General features: G+C 61.0%; 11 protein-coding genes and 1 tRNA gene. 4 read left to right on the top strand and 8 right to left on the bottom strand.

The window, feature by feature from the left end:
- Positions 1-391 precede the first annotated feature (391 nt).
- Positions 392-468, bottom strand: a tRNA-Arg gene (locus ACLIRY_RS07730).
- 54 nt (positions 469-522) lie between these two features.
- Here ACLIRY_RS07730 and ACLIRY_RS07725 point away from each other — a divergent pair.
- Together ACLIRY_RS07725 and ACLIRY_RS07720 are read left to right on the top strand one after the other, a co-directional pair.
- Complete coding sequence (locus tag ACLIRY_RS07725; protein ID WP_413204805.1) at positions 523-1962, top strand: type II secretion system protein; 1440 nt, start codon at positions 523-525, stop codon at positions 1960-1962.
- Positions 1963-2118: 156 nt separating this feature from the next.
- Complete coding sequence (locus ACLIRY_RS07720; RefSeq protein ID WP_413204804.1) at positions 2119-2787, top strand: glutathione S-transferase family protein; 669 nt, start codon at positions 2119-2121, stop codon at positions 2785-2787.
- A 111-nt stretch (positions 2788-2898) separates the two neighbouring features.
- On the opposite strand, the gene ACLIRY_RS07715 is transcribed toward ACLIRY_RS07720, so the two are convergent.
- Positions 2899-3477 carry a YqgE/AlgH family protein gene (locus ACLIRY_RS07715; RefSeq protein WP_413204803.1) on the bottom strand — a complete coding sequence of 193 codons (579 nt, stop codon included), beginning with the start codon at positions 3475-3477 and terminating at the stop codon, positions 2899-2901.
- A 260-nt stretch (positions 3478-3737) separates the two neighbouring features.
- Between ACLIRY_RS07715 and ACLIRY_RS07710 the strand changes: the two genes are divergently transcribed.
- A complete protein-coding gene (locus ACLIRY_RS07710) occupies positions 3738-5906 on the top strand; it encodes a protein-disulfide reductase DsbD family protein (protein ID WP_413204802.1) in 2169 nt (722 codons plus the stop codon).
- A gap of 79 nt (positions 5907-5985) precedes the next feature.
- On the top strand, positions 5986-6465 hold the full coding sequence (locus ACLIRY_RS07705) for a peroxiredoxin (protein ID WP_413204801.1): 480 nt from the start codon (positions 5986-5988) through the stop codon (positions 6463-6465).
- Between the two features lie 231 nt (positions 6466-6696).
- On the opposite strand, the gene ACLIRY_RS07700 is transcribed toward ACLIRY_RS07705, so the two are convergent.
- From ACLIRY_RS07700 to ACLIRY_RS07675, 6 genes are all read right to left on the bottom strand, one after another.
- Entirely contained in the window at positions 6697-9024 is a 2328-nt protein-coding gene (locus tag ACLIRY_RS07700) for a tetratricopeptide repeat protein (protein ID WP_413204800.1), read from the bottom strand.
- Positions 9025-9194: 170 nt separating this feature from the next.
- The gene (locus ACLIRY_RS07695; RefSeq protein ID WP_413204799.1) at positions 9195-10409 is read right to left on the bottom strand and encodes a beta-ketoacyl-[acyl-carrier-protein] synthase family protein; all 1215 of its coding nucleotides are present in this window, start codon (positions 10407-10409) and stop codon (positions 9195-9197) included.
- Between the two features lie 415 nt (positions 10410-10824).
- Entirely contained in the window at positions 10825-11076 is a 252-nt protein-coding gene (locus tag ACLIRY_RS07690) for an acyl carrier protein (RefSeq protein WP_413204798.1), read from the bottom strand.
- Positions 11077-11115: 39 nt separating this feature from the next.
- Entirely contained in the window at positions 11116-12201 is a 1086-nt protein-coding gene (gene lpxD, locus ACLIRY_RS07685) for a UDP-3-O-(3-hydroxymyristoyl)glucosamine N-acyltransferase (protein ID WP_413204797.1), read from the bottom strand.
- Positions 12202-12353: 152 nt separating this feature from the next.
- A complete protein-coding gene (locus ACLIRY_RS07680) occupies positions 12354-13373 on the bottom strand; it encodes a ParA family protein (RefSeq protein ID WP_413204796.1) in 1020 nt (339 codons plus the stop codon).
- 180 nt (positions 13374-13553) lie between these two features.
- A complete protein-coding gene (locus ACLIRY_RS07675) occupies positions 13554-19904 on the bottom strand; it encodes a DUF5801 repeats-in-toxin domain-containing protein (protein ID WP_413204795.1) in 6351 nt (2116 codons plus the stop codon).
- Between the last annotated feature and the right edge of the window lie 20 nt (positions 19905-19924).

Here is a 19924-nt window from a genome sequence, read left to right as displayed (position 1 = left end):
TCACTAAAAGCAAAGAATAGAACAGCACTCAACCCCGTTATAGCCAAGCACCACCATGCAAAGCGCAAGCAGCACTATGCAGAACGCAAGAAACAACGCTACCAAAAGACTGCAGAACATTCATCCTCAAATAGCCTAGGGAAAGGCTGCGAAAGCCTCGACAAGACAACACAGTCGAACCATGGTACCGATTGAAAAATCTTTTAGCGTGAGTGGAGAGAGGATTTCCATTGTGACATGGACAAGCGTCCAGAAAGGGAACCACACCGAGATCGACAAGGAACACAGCTGGGTCTGGATCCCCTTGGGCGAACGCGCGGCGAGCCATGCCGATTACGAAAAACGCCGAACTCTCGTTTCACGAAAGATCGGCGTTTTTCTTAGCAAAAATTGGTGCGACCGAAGGGAGTCGAACCCCTGACCTTTGGCTTCGGAGGCCAACGCTCTATCCAGCTGAGCTACGGTCGCCCGGGAAGGAGAGGGAACCTACTCCATCCTTTCGCATCCGCCAAGGGGGAACAGATGCCTTTTTTCAAATTTCTTCCAAACCTTGCGTTCGTACCCCGCCGAGCCCAACCTGGGTGGGGCTTGATCGAGATGGCCGCAGTCCTCGCCATCCTTGGGTTTGCCACCTGGGCCACCTTATCGGCACTGGGGACAAGCGACCAGGGTAAGGCACGCATCCAGGCCCAATCTCAAATCGACGAGCTGTTGGAACGCCTCACCACCTTCGCCTGGGCAGAGGACCGTTTGCCCACCCCCGACCGGAATGGCAACGGGCTGGAGGATCCCCCAACAAACAGCTCCGACAACGCCCTGGAGGGTGGCCTGCCCTGGATAACCCTCGGGCTTTCGAAAGCCGATGCCCGCGACCCTTGGGGCCGCCCCCTCGTCTACGCGGTAACCCGGTCGGCCACCGTCATCGGTGCCTTGGCAGATAGGCAAAGTTGGCCTGAGGGAAAGCTGACAATCACTTCGACCAAGACCGCAGGCACGGAACAGAAAATCGCCGCCCTGACACTGCTCCTCTCCCGGGGACAAAACGGCGCCTTGACCGCTTCCACCAACGGGGCAGAAGGCGAAAACAGCAACGGGGACGCCTTTTACACCCTCGAGGCCGGACGGCGGAATGGGGACAGGGCATCTTTCGACGACCTGCTGGGTTATCGGACAGCGGGCACTCTGGCCGTCGCAGCAGGGCGAACACCGCCCCTTCCGACTATGGGAAACTCCCCCTTGGAGCTCCCCACCACCCTGGCGGCCCTCTCGGCGCAAACCGATGTCACCTGGATTGGCCGGGACCTGGAAGGTGCTGTCCAGGACAGCGGTCAAACGAGTCTGACCATCGAAGGTGCCCGCCTGATCGCGGAGGGAGGAACCTTGGCCGTTGACTCGACATCGATGAACCGGGGCCTTGGTGTGTATTCGGATGCGGCGCCCTTGACCGATAGCCCAGCCCTGGTGGATGGGGGGGAGTTGGGACTCGATGCAACCGAGTCCGAATCTCCCCGCGCCTTGAGCATTCTGTTTCACCGGCCATATGAACGGGTGTCCCTAACCCTATCCGGGTTGGAGGGACGGCGTCAGGTTGATGCGGCATGGCTAAGAAGCAACGATCCAACCAAAAAGCGCTGCCTTGCCCCGCCCAACCACGTCGGCAGCTGCCCTATCCATTGGCGCGAGGGCGCGCGCCTTGAATTTTGGGACGAAAATAAAGTCATGGGGACCCTGGAGCTGCGCGGTTGCCCCTCTAAAAGCTTGGACTCGAGCAGTCGCTTTACGAACTTGAGCCAGAACGGCCAAGTCTTCACTCTTCTTCGGCTCGTCCCCCTGCCCGTCGTCGACCAATCCAACCGCGTCATTCCCGGAGAAGGCAGTTTTTTTCGCCTGGGCAGCCTCACCGCCAGCACTTGCGAAGACAGCTGTCCCGAGCCCCCCTCCCCCCTGACGGATTGCCCATAAAGAGCGAAGACCTCCGGTTAGGGAGGGTCAGAGACTCGGGGACTTCAGTGAAAGAGAATACATCCCTTCGGTTCAATTTGTTCTTTTCGGATGGGAAAGAGGACAGTCCCCAAATTTGTCTCTTGCCAAAGACGTAGCCGCACCTAATTTGGCACCATGCGTCGGCTCTACCACAACACCCTTTCTCCGACGGCGCGCAAGGTGCGCGTCGCCCTCTCCGAAAAACGGCTCGAATATGAGATCGTGATCGAGGAGACGTGGGTCCGCAATGAAAGCTTCTTGGCCCGTAACCCGGAAGGGGAAGTGCCTGTCTTGGAAGAACCCGCCGGGGCGATCCTCTGCGACCCCTCAGCCATTTGCGAATATCTGGAGGAGGTTTACCCAGACCCGCCTTTGCTGGGTACCGATCCCCGCCATCGGGCAGAGGTGCGGCGACTCGTGGCTTGGTTTGACCGGAAGTTTAACCGGGAAGTGACCGAACCCATCGTCCAGGAAAAGCTGCTGAAGCGGATCATTTCCGGTGGGGCGCCGGACAGTCGCCTGATTCGCGCAGGCCGAGCGAATGTCCATACCCACCTGAAGTACATTTCCTGGCTGATCGACCGACGCCGTTGGTTGGCAGGGGACGTTCTGAGCTATGCTGACATCACTGCGGCCTGTCACCTGTCCCTGATCGATTACGCCGGAGATATGCCCTGGGACGAACACCCCCAGGCCAAGGAATGGTACGCCCTGATCAAATGTCGCCCCAGCTTTCGCCCGCTTCTTGCGGAGGTCGTGCCCCACATTCCGCCGCCCCGCCACTACTCGGATTTGGACTTTTAGGGATCATATCCGCTTGGAGCCCAACCCGAGACGCCTCCCTTTATTTCAATACCTCAGAGTGAAGTAGGGTCAACTTGAGCCAAGTTGACCCTACTTGACCTCGAAGATACTCTAGGCGTGCCCTGCATCTTCGGACAACAGGCGGGGATCGATACCAAGGCGGGCCATGGCCGCGTTGTATTTGTCCTCCAAGGCTGTTTCGAACAGCAACCTTCGGTCTGCGGGGACGGTCAGCCAGACGTTTTCCTTCAATTCTCCGTCCAGTTGCCCCGCACCCCATCCCGCATACCCCAAGGCCATAATCGCCCGCCCGGGCCCCTGCCCTTCTGCGATGGCGCGCAGAACGTCCAGTGTTGCCGTCAGAGCCGTGGAGTCGTCTACGAAGAGAGTGCCCTCGTTCTCGTAATCCCGCGTATGCAGGACAAACCCCCGCATGGTTTCCACGGGCCCACCGAACTGGACGCGAATTTGCTCGCAATGGGCGGTGGGCTCGATTCCCAATTGGTCGACGATATCCGGGAAGGAAATTTCCTGCATGGGGCGGTTGATCACGATCCCCATCGCCCCCTCTTCCGTATGGGCGCAGATATAAATCACCGCGCCCTCGAACCGGGGATCTCCCATGCTGGGCATCGCGACCAGACATTGGCCGGTCAAATAGCCGTCGTGCTGTTGAACTGTGTGCATCATACCCGATAAATAGGCTGTTCCATGAGCGATCACAAGCATTGCCCACCTGCAATGGTCCCCTACCCGAGGGTAACAGTCCCGTGATAGGTCCTTTCCCAGCTTGCCAGAAGGCGCGCTATGGCACAATTGTAGGCTCAAGAAAGTAGGAGAGGGGCTCTCCCAAAAGCGACCTTTGTCCCTCTCCAGGCGATCCGCGCCCCCTGTTCCCGGGACCACGCGTCCCCTTCTCCGCCCCTGAGTCGGAGAGCGAGGTTTGTTTCGTGACACGGCATCCCGTCCTGACCCTGCTTCTTTCCATTCTGATCCCGTTGCTGGGTTCGGCTGCGCCGACCCTTGCCCAATTGGCCGAGCCCGGAGCCTCGAACTGGGTGGACAAGCCCCATTCGCGCATGCGGCTGGTCAGTGCGGTCACCGCCGTGGGCACTGCCGAGACCCTGACCTTGGGCCTCGAGGTGGAGTTGAAGGACCACTGGAAGATCTACTGGCGTAGCCCCGGCGACGCGGGCTATCCACCAGAAATGGACTGGACCGGATCGGTCAATCTGACCAAGGCCGCCTTCCAATGGCCGGTCCCCAGCCGATTTTCCGTTCTGGGTATCGAAACCGTGGGTTACCAGGGCCATGTCATCCTGCCCATCTCGGCCAAACTCACCCAACCCGGTGATCCCCTGATCCTGAACGCCAAGGTGGATTACCTGATCTGTTCGGATATCTGTGTACCCGATCAGGGCAGCTTCTCCCTGATGCTCCCCCCCGGCCCGGCCAAGCCATCACCCCAGGCCCACAGCATCTCCCAATACCTTGCCCAGGTGCCCAAGAACGGGACATCCCACGGCCTGTCGGTGACCGAAGCGGTGATCGAGGAGGGAGGCGTCGTCCGTGTCGCGGTCAGCGCAAACCCGCCCCTGTCCCAGCCCGACCTGTTCGTCGAGCCCCCCCCGGGCCTCGCCTTCGGCCCGCCCAGCGTCACCCTGACCGACGGCGGCCGGAGCGCTCTCCTGCGCGCCCCCCTGGAGGGAGAGGCCCCGCTGCTCGGCCAGACTATCTCCGCCCTGGTGGCCGACGGGATTCGCGGCGTGGAAACGACCATCGACACGGCCACCCTCGCCGAACCGGGAGCCCCCCTCACCGCCGCCGCCGCCGGGCGGGCGCCCATTGCCGACTTGAACGGCGGGGGAGAGGCTCCTGCGCTCTGGACCATGCTCGGCTTGGCCCTTGTGGGAGGACTGATCCTGAACCTCATGCCCTGCGTCCTGCCGGTGCTCTCCCTGAAGATCCTGGGACTGGTGGGCCATGGGGGAGGCGCGCCCCGACGTGCCCGACTGTCCTTCCTGGCCACCAGCGCGGGCATCCTGGCGAGCTTCCTGGCCCTGGCAGGCGCGGCCATCGCCCTGAAATCCATGGGCGCCGCCGTCGGATGGGGCATTCAGTTCCAACACCCCCTGTTCCTGACGGGCATGGTGATTCTGCTGACCCTGTTCGCCGCGAATCTTTGGGGTCTGTTTGAAATCCCCCTGCCAGGCATCCTCTCCAATCTGGGCGGTCAAGGAGCTGAAGGCGGAGGGGGATCCCTCGTCGGCGCCTTCGCCACCGGCGCCTTCGCCACCCTGCTAGCCACCCCCTGCTCCGCCCCCTTCCTGGGAACCGCCGTGGGCTTTGCCTTGGCCGGGGGAAGCGCCGACACCTTGGGCATCTTCTCGGGCCTGGGTCTGGGCATGGCCCTCCCCTATCTGGTTGTAGCCGCTTTCCCTCGGTTGGCCACCCGCCTGCCCCGCCCCGGCGCCTGGATGGTCAAATTGCGCTGGGTCCTGGGCCTCGCCCTGGGCGGAACCGCCGTTTGGCTGCTGACCGTCTTCGCCGTCCAGGTCGGCTGGCAGAGCGCCCTCGCTGTGGGGCTGGCCATGGCCGTGACCGTCACCTTGCTCGCCCTGGGCGCTCGCGCGCCCACCATCCGTAAGCTGGCCTTGGGGGGCATCGCGTTTCTGTTCGCCGGATCTGCGGCCCTCGCCCTTCGGCCCCCTCCCCCGCCATCGGCCGCCGTTGGGTCTGACGCCCAGACGGCGTCGATCTGGCAGCCCTGGTCAGCGGAGGACACGACCCGACTGGTGGCCGAAGGGAAAACGGTCTTCGTGGACGTGACCGCAGACTGGTGCGTAACCTGCTTGGTCAATAAGGCGGCGGTTCTCGACCGAGGCCCCGTCGCCGCCTTGCTGGCCGGAGAAAACGTCGTCGCCTTACGCGCCGATTGGACGCGCCCCGACCCGGCCATCGCCGCTTATCTCGCAAGCTTCGGTCGCTATGGCATCCCCTTCAACGCCGTCTACGGTCCCCACGCCCCAAATGGCATCGCCCTGCCCGAGCTTTTGACCGACGGTGCGGTCATGGAGGCGGTGGAGCGGGCTTCAAGCCCGACGCTGGCGGAAAAATAGCATGCAGGCCTTTCGCTAACTCCCGTCCGCTCCCCACATGAGAGCCAGTGCAGTTCACCATATAAACACGGAGCTTTCCATGATCAGCGTCGGCGATAACCTTCCCAAGGCCACCCTGCACCACAAGACCGAAGGTGGCATTGAGGCCCTGGACACCACCGAGTTCCTGGGCAAGGGTCTGGTGGTGCTGTTTGGCGTTCCTGGCGCCTTCACCCCCACTTGCTCCGACTTCCACCTGCCTGGATTCGTCGACTCTGCCGACGCCTTCAAGGAAAAGGGCGTGAACGTCCTGGCTTGCATGTCCGTGAATGACGCCTTTGTCATGGATGCTTGGGGCAAGTCGCGCGGCGCCGAGGGCAAGGTGGAGATGTTGGCTGACGGCAATGGCGACTTCGCCAAGGCCCTGGGCCTTGAACTGGACTTGACCGCCAAGGGCTTGGGCAAGCGGGTTCAGCGCTTCGCCATGGTCATTTCCAATGGCGTCGTCACCAATCTGTTCGTCGAAGAAGACGGCGGGCTCAAGGTCTCCGGCGCCGAATACGTCCTCGAAAACATGTAAATTTGGCAGGGTGCCGGTGGGCGGAGCCCCTTCGGCCACCGGCACCGTCTCAAAATGTACGGTCCACGACAGGGGGGTGTAGCCGAAAGGCCTCAGACCCCAGACTCCTATTCATAATAGAGAAATGGGGGTTTGGGGGCATTGCCCCCCCAAATGGGCTTGGGCTATCGCCCAAAAAACCCGATAGCTGTCATCAATCAATGGCCAAGGGCGCGGCGATTTCGATGCTCCCTATTCCGCCGCGCGGGCGAGGATCGCCTCCCAATCTCCGACGCGCATTTGCTCCCGGCACCCCATCGCCGCACCTTCTGCCAATTCCAGCAGGGGATGGGGATCATCCATGGACGCGGAGGCATCCAGGGCCTCAATCAGACAGAGGTAATTATCCAAGAAGCGGTGAAGCCGCAAACGCGCCACCATATTTGGCGGAGCCTTATGCCCCAGGTATAGGGACAGCAAAACCCGTTCGGGCACATCACTCAAATGCCCGGCATTGGCCAGAAGACCCAAGTCCCGAAAGGGGTCTCCCATGGCCGAAGCGCTCCAATCGGTCAGCAGCATCTGCCGCTCCCCATCAATGAAGCCATGCAGCCCCTGGGCGTTGACCAGGGGCACATCTTTCGGAGCCCGCGCGGCCAGCGCACGGAGAACCCGGGGCAATTCGGCCCGAATCTCGGCCTGATCCCTGATAATTCCGATCTCCCCCAGGCGGCCCAGAGCCTGTTCCCGACGCACGATAGCCGCCCCCATCTGCAAGCGCCCCCGGAACGTGACCCCACTTCGATGGAGACGCGCCAAAGCCTGGGCGAGCCGCCCCAGCACACCCCGATTATGCAAGGCATCGGCCGTTAAGGGCTCCCCTGGAGCAAACAGGGACACATGGGCGCCGTCCTCGCTATGAAAGGCCAGCAGCGGCGGCGCCACGCCCAGATCGGCGGCCAGCCTCATGTTCCGCCCTTCGTCGGCCTGGTCTTCTCCCCCGTCTCCGGGTTGACGGACCGTCAGGTCCGCTCCCCCCAAGCGCACCCTCCAAATGGATCCGAGCCCCAGGCTGCCGCCATCCAGCTGCTCACAGGCCGCTTTTTCCCAAGGGAGTCCGCGGAAAACCACCGTCCGCCGCAAAACGGCCAACACACCTTCAGGCACTTGGCGGGATCGACCCATGGCACCTCCGGACGGCCCGGAAAGGCGCGCCAAGTCGAGATACCGACGTTCAGAGAGCAGGGTCGCAAACAGGGTCCGCAGATCACCATCTGTGGGCGTTACGGCCAAGGCAGCAACACAAGCGATCAGGGCTTCGCCCGGTGCGATCGCAGCCACCTGGGCCTGAGCGAGGGCTTTCAGGGCCCCGCCATTCCCAGGCCCCCGTTCGAGACAAGCCCGGAAGGCGGCGATGGCCCGCACCGGGCGGCCTGCGGCAGCCAGGAGCACGCCCCGTTCCAGCCAGGGCCAGGCGTCCTTTGGTGCCAAGGCTGCGGCCCGATCCAGATGGGACAGGGCATCCTCCACCTCTCCCTCTTTGGCCAGGACGGAGACCAACCCCTTGCGTGCCTGTTCATGGTTGGGGTCCATGCGGATCACCCGGGTAAACTGGGCGATAGCCGAGCGGTTCTGCTCGGCCCGGGCAAGGGCGAGGGCGACCCTCATAATTGCAGGGATCTCCGTTGCAGCAAGAGCCGCGGCCTCCCGCAGCACGGCAGCCACACCATGCTGCCCTTCCCCTTCCTTTAGATCGGCCAAAGCCAGGGCTGCTTCGACGGGGCTCGCCCCCTGTTCCAGGGCAGCGCGGTACAGGTCTTCCGCCTCCGCAGGATGTCCCCCTGCAGCGCGCAGGGCCCCCAAACCCACCAGCGCGGGACCGCAAGCCCCATAGCCGGCCAGAGCCACCCGGTGCAGACGCTCGGCTTCCTCCGGGCGTCCCGCCTGACGGCAGCCTTCGGCCAAGATCGCCACGGCATCGGCAAGACTGGGCGGCAAGACACCGCCGTCAGGCAGGGCCGCCGTCCCCGGCGGTGCGGTCAGCGCCCCCGCCAGGGCTTGCTGCAGCAGATCTATGGCCCGAAGCGCATCCCCCCGCCGTTGGTGAACTTCCGCCAATCCGGCCAAGGCCACGGCCGGGGGCAAGGTCGTGCGCAAACAGCGGTCAAAGGCCTGTTCCGCCCCGGCCAAATCCCCCATTTCCAGGCGAGCCGTGCCCAAAGCAACCCATAGGCCGCCATTGCCGCTTTCCCGCCGGGTGGCTTCGACCAGGATTTCCTCGGCGGCTTCCGCCCGCCCTTGGGCCATGGCCAAACGGCCCAGAACCTCCCGTGCTCCATTGGGAGCCCGGGGCTGGCGGAGCAGATCTTCCGCCATATCCCGCGCCTCCACCAACCGCCCTTCGGCGAGCAGAGTCCGGGCCCGCTCAAGGTTTGGTCCATCAGGGCTCTGCCCAGCCGGACGCACCCTGGCCCGACTGGGCTGCCTGTCCAGGCCCGGAGCACGCGCCACCACATGCAAACGGGGCTGCGGCTGTTGCTCAGATGAAGGCACTAGCGTAACGGGGGGTGAATCGGCCATTGGGCATTCCTTGACGCGTGATCAGCCCAGAATACCACGGTATCGGTCCCTGCGTCGGCGCCTTCCGCCGAGAGGACCGATGCTTTCCAAAGCGCAGCCCCTAGAGTGCTCCAAGATCAAGTTGGGCCACGTCTTGGTCCAATTTGATCTTGGAGCACTCTAAAATCACTCTATCCCTCGAATTTTTTCAGAGCGAGAACGGCATTCAGTCCGCCGAACGCAAAGCTGTTGGAAATCGCGGCCTTAACCGGAACCTGACGGGCTTCGTTGGGAACATAATCCAGATCGCAGTCGGGATCGGCTTCGGTGAAATTGATGGTCGGCGCAATAATGCCGTCCCTCAAGGCGAGGATGGTTGCCACCATCTCCACGGCTCCGGACGCCCCCAGGGAGTGACCATGGAAGGATTTGGTCGAAGAGATCATCAATTTCTTGGCATGGTCCCCAAAGACCAAATGCATGCATTGGGACTCGGTCGTGTCGTTGGCCATTGTCCCCGTCCCATGGGCGTTGACGTAGCCGATCTCTTCGCGGTTCAGCCCCCCATCCGCCAGAGCCTGGGTGACGGCCCGCCCACCGCCCTCGGCTGAGGGGGAGAGCAAGTCACCGGCATCTGCGGTCATACCAAACCCGGCCATTTCCGCATGGATCGTCGCACCCCGAGCCATGGCGTTCTCCAGAGTCTCCAGGACGAAGCAGGCTCCTCCCTCGCCCAGCACCATGCCGGTCCGATCCTTACAGAAGGGCCGACAGGTATCCTTGGCAACCACGCGCAGAGCTTCCCAAGCCTTCACGTTGCCCATGGTGACCAGGGCATCTGCCCCCCCCACCACGGCCATTTCGGCCAAGCCAGACCGCACCATGTGGAAGCCCAAGCCAATGGAATGGGTCGCCGTCGCACAGGCGCTCGACACGGAGAAAGCTGGCCCCTTCAGGCCGAATTCCATGGACACCTGACTCGTCGCGGAATTGCCCATGTATTTGGGTACGGTGAAGGGAGGCACCCGATGCTTGCCATCTTCATAAAGGCGACGGAACCCTTCCTCCAAGGTCAGCAAGCCGTTCCCACCGGATCCGATGATACAAGCGGCTTTCAGGCCCAATTCCTCGGTCAGTTCCAGGCCACTGTCGGTCATGGCCTCGCGGGCGGCCACCAGGGCAAGCTGCGCGAAGCGGTCCAGCATGGCAAGCTTGGCGGACTCAAAATGGGCGTTGGGATCGAAGTTCTTGACCTCTGCGGCGATCTTGACGTTCAGCCGATCGGTGGGAATGGTTTCAATGGGACCGATCCCACCCCGCCCCGACGCAAGGGAGTCCATGAATTCCGCAGTGTTGGCGCCGATCGCCGAAACCGACCCGATACCCGTCACAACAACGCGTCTCATAGCCCACCCGTTTCCTTGCCGAAAGCACCGTGCATAAAAACGGGCCTCCGTTTCACGCGAAATCGATGCAATAATTGTTTATTGGAGACCATCCCGTCCGAGCAGTGCTTCGTTCGCGATGCTCCGTCGTGCTGAAGCAGGATCGTGTCCCAAAACCCAACCCACTTTTCCGCACACCATCCTAGAGCATCGAGCGGAAAAGTGGGAACCGGTTTTCCGGTCCACTCAATGCTCTAACTCTATGATTTTAGATCAAACCGCCTTAAATCGATTTCGATTTAAGGCGGTTTGATCTAGAGTAAAAAGCACTCTAGACTAAAAACGAACCAACCCACGGGAGATGGACCCGTGGGCATGCTCTTCCACTCCGATCGGCGCGCCTCCCCGATCCATCCCGAGGTTACGCTTCCCTCAGTCAACCGTTATCCGCAACCAATTTTTCCACGGCGCCCACGATATCGCCCAAGGTCTTGAAATCTTCATCCTGGGTGTTGGCGTTATAGGGAACCTCGATATCGAATTCCTCTTCCACCGCGAAGACGATTTCCACGAAGTCCAAGGACGCGATTTCCAAGTCTGCCAGAGAGGCATCGCGGGTCAACTTCTCCCGTTCAATACTCGTCTTCTCGACGATGATGTCGTAGATTTTGCTTTCAATTTCGCTCATGTGTTCGTCTAACCAATACGAGGGTTGAGTGCGGAAGGGTTAGGATGCCCCTGCGAGGGATCTTACCCGCTTTTTCAATTCCGAAACATCTTTGAACAGATTTTTCATCCGTCGTGTCATCAGAAACTGTTCTGCCGCCTTGTCCTTGGGCATAGCTGGATACCCCACCCAGACTTCCCGCGGCGGCACGTTATTTCCGACACCGGATCCCGCGCCGATCACAGCATGGTCCCCAATGGTGATATGGTCTGCAACACCAACACGACCGGCCAAAACAACACCATCGCCGATCACGGCGCTGCCCGCGATTCCCACCTGGGCACAGAGCATGCACATCCGTCCCACTTGGACGTTGTGGCCGATCATCACCAAATCGTCGACCTTTGTTCCCGACCCGATGCGCGTATCCTCCAGCGTCCCCCGGTCGATGCAGGTATTGGCGCCAATCTCCACGTCGTCGCCGAGGGTCACTGCACCCAGGGAGTGAACCCGAACGATATGCTCGTTCACCACATCCACCCGGCCAGAGGCCTTCGCACTGTCCACAGCCCCCTTTTCCGGCGGACCAAAGCTGAACCCATCGGCACCGATGACCGCGTTGGAATGGATCACCGCCAGCGCCCCGATGGTCACCCGTTCGCCAATCCGCGCGCCGGGGAAGAACAAGCCTCCAGGCCCCACAGAGGCGTCCGCCCCAATGGTCACCGCGGAGACCAGACGACACCCATCCCCAATACGCGCCCCCCGACCGATATGACAGAAGGGGCCAATAGCCACATCCTCCCCCAGAACGGCCCCCTCCTCCACCACGGCAGAGGAGTGAACCCCCGGTGCCACGGAAGGAGGGATGTCGTATCTGCGGGTTAAAAGATGCATGGTGAATCGGGGACGCCCTACGGAAACCCAAGCATCCACAGCTCCGTCCGGTGGGACTTGCCCCTCGGCCACCAAAGCGATCCGTGCAGCGCTCTCGGTCAGACGGGACAGCAGGGTCTTATCAAGCACAACGGCAAGATCGTTCACGCCTGCCCTGTCCGGATGGGCGGGCCGCTCGAAAGTTAATTCCACCTCACCATGCGCCTGACCATCAAGAAGTTGGGCAAGTTCACGTATTTGCATGGACATGAAAGGCTCCGGAAGTTCAGACGCGCGGAGTCAGAGGATGGTGGGACTTCCTCATCTTAAGGGCACCTCCCCCCCCGCAGCGATAAAGGACGGGTGGACCATAACGACTCCCCCAGTCCTTTGCAACGCCGAGAAAATCTGTCGAACCACTGTCACGAGGTCTCCCGGACCCAATCCTTTGGCATGACCTCCTGGCGCACCCGAGAACGCCCCCGAAAGTCGTCAATCTCATCGGGCTGTTTCCGGCCGTCATCGGCCCACCCCCGATTGTTGGGGGTTCTGGGTCGGAAAAGCACATTCCATTCACGCAGAACTTCGTGAACCTTTTCGAAATCTGACCACTTGGGCTTGGTGCTCTTCCCCCCTTCGTCCAGTCGCGTGGCATTTGGGTTGAACCCCGTGCGCCGGACACTTTCCCGAGCCACAAATTCAATGCTCAAGCGCAGATAGGCCCGGGCTGCCACACTGGAGGGATCATGCACGCAACAGGGCATATCGGCCGCAGCGGCTTCAATCACCCGACTGTCCCGTGGGATTTCGGTCACGAAGACCTGCTTGCCGAACTCCCCATGAATTTCGCTCGCCAAATCAATGGACGCCTGACTGCCCCCCACCATGGTGAGCACCAATTCGGGCTTCGCCAGCCCCGGGTTCAGAGAGCTTCCCACCCGCCTGATGTTGGTCCAAGCCTTCTGCAAACCATCATGGGCCAGGGGCTCGGCCGTCACCGGCATGATCGCCCTTTGAGCGGCAGCCAGAGCATTCAAGGGCAACATGCCAAAGGCCGGAGGGCAATCAATCACCACAAAGTCAAAGTCCAAACGCTCTCGCGTCAGACGTTTTCGGATCACATCCTGGGGCGTTTTCCCCATGGAGAGCCGAATTTCCGCCGTCGTCAGCAGATCATTTGCCCCACAAACGGACAACCGAGGAAACAGGGTCGGCAAAAAGAGGCTGGCAACCTTGTCCTTCTCGAACAAAAGATCGTTCGCCCCTTTGGCCGGTGCGGGCACCAGGCCAAGACTGGAGGTGGCATTCCCCTGGGTATCCAGGTCGATCACACCGACCGAGAACCCCATCGCCGCGAGACAAACGGCCAAATTGGTTGCCGTCGTTGTTTTTCCAATGCCACCTTTCTGGTTGAAGACGGCGATAACGGTGGTCTGGCTCATGGTCGGATGCCCCGTGACAACGGCTCACCGGAAAAGGAGCCCCAGTGGAAGAAAAGCGCCTTCCTGCCAGAGCAAGAAAAACGCGACGGTGTCTTTTCAGACATATGATCCTATCAAGGAAAGGGCCACTCCGGTATCCCGGAGCGGCCCTCGTCCGTTTTGATCTGGCCTTGAGCTCTTTTAGAAGTCGAATTTCTCGATGTGTTCGAATTCGACCTTGTTGCTGTCGTCGATGACCAGGACACCCGTTGTATCGGTGAGGTCGAAGGAGCCATGCTCGCCGGCAGTGGCGGAATTGGCCACTTCCGTCAGGTTGCCTCCGGAATCCTCGGTGTAGAGGGTCCAATCGGAGCCTTCCATGGCACCACCGTTGAGGGTGAGGGTGTCGGCCCCGTCGTCACCAAGCCAACCATTTTCTCCCCCGTTCACGATATCGTGGCCACCGCCGAAGATGAACAGATCGTCGCCCTGCCCACCGGACATGACATCATCGCCCATTCCGCCATCCAGAGTGTCATTGCCGAGACCACCCATCAAGGTATCGGCCCCGTCACCGCCCATCAGCATATCGTCACCGGCACCGCCAAGCAGGTCGTCGTTGCCTGTCCCGCCTATGACCGTGTCGTTACCGTCCCCCGCATCGACGTGAACATCGCCGTAGCTGGACAAGAACGAACCGAAGTCGACCACGTCGTCACCGGCCCCGGCATCAACACTGTCGATGGTTGCTCCATCCGTGGAGTGACCAACGATGCTATCCGCCCCATCGGTTCCCTCAACCGTAACGTCGACACCTTCGACGTTGGAGACCTTCAAGCCCAGTTCGTCGTATTGCCCCCCGCCATGGCCGGATGTGACATCATGCTGCAGGTCTCCGACATCGCCCATGACGGCGCCATCATGGAACTGGTCAACGGTGACGGTCACGTCCAGGGTGTCGTTGCCATGGCCACCATCATAGTCGTCGTAATGGCCAACGCCGCCATTTTCGCCGACCGTAACTTGCAGCGTATCGTTGCCTTCGCCGCCCGAGACCTTGTCTTGACCCAGGCTGCCGTCGAGGGTGTCATCCCCACTGCCGCCGAGCAGGTCGTCAGCGCCGGCACCGCCCTGGATCAGGTCGTTGCCGTCCTCGCCACTGATCACGTTTCCGTGATCACCGCCATAGAGACTGTCATCCCCAGTACCGCCGTCTATGTCATTCCAGCCACCGGACCCACCGACAATCACGTCGTGACCGGCACCTCCCTTGAACTCGCCATTTCCTCCAGCGCCCTCGATGCGGTCATTGCCGTCACCGCCATCCATGTAGTTCCAGCCATTGTCGCCGATGAGGACATCGTTCCCATCCTGGCCAAAGAGCTGGGCGCCATCGCTGGAGTCCGTACCCGACTGGGAGTCGGCGTAGATCACATCATCGCCGCCGCCGCCGTAGACCTGTTCATAGCCATTGTTGGCGTTGATGGTTTCAGACGCATCGGTTCCCCAAATCACCTCAGAACCGTCCGAGCCATTGATGGTGGCATCGTTGCCTGCACCGGCGATGGCATGGGCCAGAGCCTCGTCAGAGTTCGGTTCGGGCGCGGCAGGTCCCTCGGCATTGGGATCGACCGTCACGCTCAGGGTCCCCGTCGCGCCGTCCCCATCACCATCGACCACCACATAGGTGAAGTCTTCGTGCCCGGCGGGAGTTCCCGCCGGCGCCCCATAGGAGTAGTCCCCGCTGGTGAAGTCGAACTCCAGGGTTCCACCCATCTGGGTCTCGACACTCAAGACACCGTCATGGCCAACCACATGTCCCGATCCATCGGTTATGTCGCCACTGTCAGGATCGAAGGTATAGACCACGCCAGCGACCGCGATGGAGGCCACATGGCTGAAGCCATCTTCGCCCATGTTGTCGTTGGCCACCACATTGCCATCCGCACTGGCTTCTGCCGGCGCCAGATTGGACAAGGTATCGGCCAACTCGGTCGGATCGGACACCTGAATGCGACTACAGTTGTCCCCATTGGGAATGACCTCCGGGAACTCATTGGCGTTCACGTTTACGCCATCACCGATCCCCACACCATACAAGTTGGCGTCTGGGTGGGCCTCGATGAAGTTGCTCCACCCATTGCCGTCCGCGTTGAAGGGCGGGTAGGTGGTGTGGTCTCCGTCCGACAAGAAGTAGATGGACACCTCTTGACCACTATCGACGGAGCCATCGTAAGCCTCCATCAGCCCATCGGTCGCAGCATAGTAATTTGTGCTACCACTATAGCTGTTACCGAAGTAATCCGAATGCTGAAGAGCCGCCTTTATTGCATCTTCGTAGTCACCTTGACTGTGGAACATGTTATCGGAGTAGTATTTGAAATCAGCGGGATCGAGCTTAATCCCAGCCAAATCGGCCTTGAGGCTATCAAGATCCGAATAGGTTCCCAGAGTCACACTGTCCTCTCCGCCGCCGAACAGGCAAACGGTGAATTCAGTGCCGCTCCCGCCGCTTTCGAAATACTTGGCGGCCATCGTTTCCACGGCTTCCACGGCTTGATAGAGGCGCGAAGAGACCTCGCCGCCATCATAAACCTTTCCGGAATTCTCGTTATACATGGACCCGGAGCAGTCAAGGGTGACGATGGCGTGGTAAACCGGCTCGCTCCCCGGTGCCACCGTTAATGCGTCCTGCGTGGTTTCAGGCACATCATCCTGAACGGTGACGGTCAAGCTGCTCTCCGCCGTCGATCCGTCCCCATCGGTAACCGTGTAATCGAAGCTAATCGGCAGCGCATCGGCTGTCGCACTTCCCTGATCCCCATGGTCCAGCGGACTATTTTGGGTATAGGTGAATGCGCCCGTCGCCGGATCGACCTCCAGAGTGAAAACCGGAGTCCCGTCCGCCAGGGTTCCCGTCACAGAGGTTCCATCTCCGGAAACCTCGACGCTCACTTCGGCACCGCCGCTGGTCAGGGTATCCTGACCCGCGCTCAGACCCGTGATGGCCAGGGAAGCCCCTTCGCTATCGCCACCGAAGTCAAAGTTCAGGGTCCCCGTAGCTACGTTCGCGCCAGAGACCTCGCTCACATCTGCGGACCCTTCGGTTGCCGTCGGCACACTGTCGGCCATGACGTTCACCGTCAGCACCGCAGAAGCCGGGTCACCGTCACCATCGACCACAACATAGTTGAAGTCCTCATCGCCGCTGCTCCCAGCGGGCGCCGAGTAGGAATAGTCACCCGTAGCGAAATCAAACCCGAGATTGCCGCCGAGTTCCGTGGTCAGATGAACCTGTCCGTCATGGGAAACGACGGTCCCGTCCGCCGTTGTCACGGTGTGGCTGTCCGGATCGTAGGTGTAGACCACACCTGCCACCGTGAGTGACGCCACATGGCTGAAGCCATCCTCGCCCATGTCATCGTTGGTCACCACATTGCCGTCAACCTGATTGGGCGCCGTGTCGGCCAGGGTATCGGCCAAATCTGCGGGATCAGCCACCTGAATGCGATCCGTGTTATCCCCCGTCGGAATGACATCGGGGAACTCGTTGGCGTTCACATCCACGCCCGCACCGATCCCCACGCCGTAGAACTGAACCTCGGGATGGTCGGCAACAAAGGTTTGCCAAGCCCCCAAGTGCAGATCGCCCGATGTGTGATCCCCATCCGACAGGAAGTAGATTTTCACCTCCTGGCCCGCATCGACCTCGGTGTTATAGGACGCCATAAGTCCGTTGGTCGCGGCGTTATAGTCCGTCCCATGCCCGCCTTGAGGGTTCCACTTTTGATTATACTGGTAACCGAAATAGGTCTCGAGATTGGCGGTAAGCTGACCTTGATAGGTGTCGGTGCTACTTCCGTATTCGCTACCATAGTGATGGAAATCATCCGGATCGATGGCCAGCGGCGCCAGCGCATCATGGAGGCTCTCCATATCCGAGAAGGTCCCAAGGTTCACGGTCTGCCCATTTCCGGCAAAGAGATTCACCGTGAATTCCGTACCCGGCCCACCCGCGTCGAAGTATTTCGACGCAGTTTCTTCAATGGCCTGCACAGAAAGCTCAAGACGGGACGAGACATCGCCCGTGGTCGGATCGACCAGCTTACCGCTGCCCTCCACATACATCGAGCCGGAGCAATCGAGGGTCACGATCGCGTGGTAGTCCGTTTGGCTCCCCTCCTCGACCGTCAAGGTATCATTGGTGGCTTCGGGCACATCGTCCGCCACGGTGATGGTCAAGGTGTTGCTTGCGGTGGACCCGTCCCCGTCGGTCACGGTGTAATCGAAGTGAACCGGCAGCCCCGTATCGGTTGCCCCACCCTGTGCCCCATGGTCCAGCGGACCGTCTTGGGTATAGGTGAACTCTCCCGTCGTGGGATTGACTTCCAGGGTGAAGACCGGGGTCCCATCAGCCAAAGTTCCCGTCGCCGAAGTGCCGTCTGCACTGACCTCAACGCTCACGGCTTCTCCGCCGCTGGTCAAAGCATCCTGTCCCGCGTTCAGACCCGTGATCGCCAGGGACGCGCCTTGGCTGTCGCCGCCGAAGTCGAAGTCCAGGGTGCCAGTCACCACATTGGAACCGGAGACCTCGCTCACCTCTGCAAACCCTTCGGTCGCCGTCGGCACACTGTCGGCATTGACGGTAACCGTCAGTACCGCAGAGGCGGGGTCGCCATCTCCGTCGACCACCACGTAAGTGAAGTCCTCATCCCCGGCGCTGGTCCCGGTTGGGGCAGAGTAGGAGTAGTCCCCATTGGTGAAGTCGAAATCCAGGGTCCCACCCAACTCCGTGGTCACGTGGATCGACCCATCATGAGAGACAACCGAGCCATCTTCGGTCGTCACATCGCCTGTAGCCGGATCGAAGCTGTAAACCACACCGGCCACGGTCACAGAGGCCACATGACTGAAGCCATCTTCGCCCATGTCGTCGTTTGCCAGCACATTGCCGTCCACAGTAGTGGGGGCCGTCTCGGCCAAGGTGTCGGCCAGGTCGTTGACGTCGGTGACCTGCAAGCGGTCGGTATTGTCCCCATCGGGGATGACTTCCTTGAAGCCAGCACTATCGGCATTCACACCACCACCGATCCCAACCCCATAGAAATCGGTATCAGGATGATCCTGGATGAAGCTGCTCCAACCGTTGTTGTCCGCCTCGAAACCCGGACGTGTCGTATGCGCGCCGTCGGAAAGGAAATAGACGGACACCTCCTGCCCCGGATCAACCTGGTTATACAGCTCCATGAGCCCGCCAGTGGCGGCATAGTAATTGGTGCTCGTGCTATAATCCTGGCCGAACATGTCGCCTGATTTCAGCACCGTTTGAACAGCAGATTCATAGCTGTCGAAGCTGTGGTAGTCCGAAGGATCGAGCTTCAGAACCGCCAGATCGGCCTTCAGTTCATCCAGGCTCGAATAGGTCACCAAGTGATCCGCCGCGCCTTCCCCGGAGAACAGGCAAAGGCTGAATTCAGTCCCCTCTCCGCCGCCGCTGAAATACTTCTCGGCCATCGTCTCGATCGCGTCCACGGCCAGGGCCAAGCGCGATGTGGTTACCCCGTCATCGCCTGTAACCGCGCCTCCGTACTGGTCCATGTACATGGAGCCAGAGCAATCCAGGGTGACGATGGCGTGGTAGACCGGTTCATTGCCGACCTCCACCGTCAGGCTATCGTTCGAGGCTTCGGGCACATCATCTGTCACGGTGACGACAAAGGTGCTGTTCGCCGTCGACCCGTCCCCATCGGTGACGGTGTAGTCGAAGCTGATGGGCAAGCCCGTATCAGTGGCACCGCCCTGCTCCCCATGATCCAGGGGCATATGTTCGGTGAAGGTGTACTCGCCAGTTCCGGTGTTCAACTCCAGACTGAAGACCTGATCCCCGTTCGCCAGAGTGCCCACGGCGCCGTGGTCGGTGACGGTGATCGTCACCTCTTCCCCACCGCTGGTCAGACTATCCTGCCCAGCCGTCAGGCCCGTCAATTCGACGGACGCTCCATTACTGTCGGCGCCGAAATCAATGTCCAGAGACCCGGACACCACGTTTGAACCCGCAACCTCGCTGACTTCGGTTCCGCCCATGGTCGCCGTGGGCTCGCTGTCCTCGGGCACGCTGACATCAATCGTCGCCATCTTCGTCGCCGTATCCGTCAGCGTCGGATCTTCGCTGTCGACATCCGTCACTTCCGTCGTCACCGACAGTTGGAAGTCCGGCGTGCCCTCCGGCACTGTCATGGACAGGCCCGGCAAGTCGTGGGCTTCAAGCGTCCAAGTCCCATCCGGGTTCTTGGTCCCCGCAGAAAGGTTGGCGTCGTCCGGAACACCAGCAATGGTGACGCTGGTAACGCTTTCGGACCCATCAATATCTGTCGCCTCGGTCGCGATGGACAGATCAACCACCACGTCGGAAGTGCTTCCACTTGCATAATGCCCCTCGGCGGTATCGTCCACCACCAGGGTCGGCGCATCCGCATCCGGCGCAACCTCGACCGTCAAGGTTCCCGTCGTCGTCGCCGTCGAGCCATCCACTTCCGTCGCGGTCGCCGTCACAGACAGCTGGAAGTCATCGG

Origin of the sequence: Rhodospirillum sp. A1_3_36 (assembly GCF_047263945.1) — a bacterium.
Classification (GTDB): domain Bacteria; phylum Pseudomonadota; class Alphaproteobacteria; order Rhodospirillales; family Rhodospirillaceae; genus Rhodospirillum.
This window is presented reverse-complemented; position numbering and strand designations above follow the sequence as displayed.

Excerpts from the sequence above, each read along its gene's own strand:
- ACLIRY_RS07700 (WP_413204800.1), bottom strand. The coding sequence starts at position 9,024 with ATGGCCGATTCACCCCCCGTTACGCTAGTGCCTTCATCTGAGCAACAG.
- ACLIRY_RS07680 (WP_413204796.1), bottom strand. The coding sequence starts at position 13,373 with ATGAGCCAGACCACCGTTATCGCCGTCTTCAACCAGAAAGGTGGCATT.
- ACLIRY_RS07695 (WP_413204799.1), bottom strand. The coding sequence starts at position 10,409 with ATGAGACGCGTTGTTGTGACGGGTATCGGGTCGGTTTCGGCGATCGGC.
- ACLIRY_RS07725 (WP_413204805.1), top strand. The coding sequence starts at position 523 with ATGCCTTTTTTCAAATTTCTTCCAAACCTTGCGTTCGTACCCCGCCGA.
- ACLIRY_RS07705 (WP_413204801.1), top strand. The coding sequence starts at position 5,986 with ATGATCAGCGTCGGCGATAACCTTCCCAAGGCCACCCTGCACCACAAG.
- ACLIRY_RS07690 (WP_413204798.1), bottom strand. The coding sequence starts at position 11,076 with ATGAGCGAAATTGAAAGCAAAATCTACGACATCATCGTCGAGAAGACG.
- ACLIRY_RS07720 (WP_413204804.1), top strand. The coding sequence starts at position 2,119 with ATGCGTCGGCTCTACCACAACACCCTTTCTCCGACGGCGCGCAAGGTG.
- lpxD (WP_413204797.1), bottom strand. The coding sequence starts at position 12,201 with ATGTCCATGCAAATACGTGAACTTGCCCAACTTCTTGATGGTCAGGCG.
- ACLIRY_RS07715 (WP_413204803.1), bottom strand. The coding sequence starts at position 3,477 with ATGATGCACACAGTTCAACAGCACGACGGCTATTTGACCGGCCAATGT.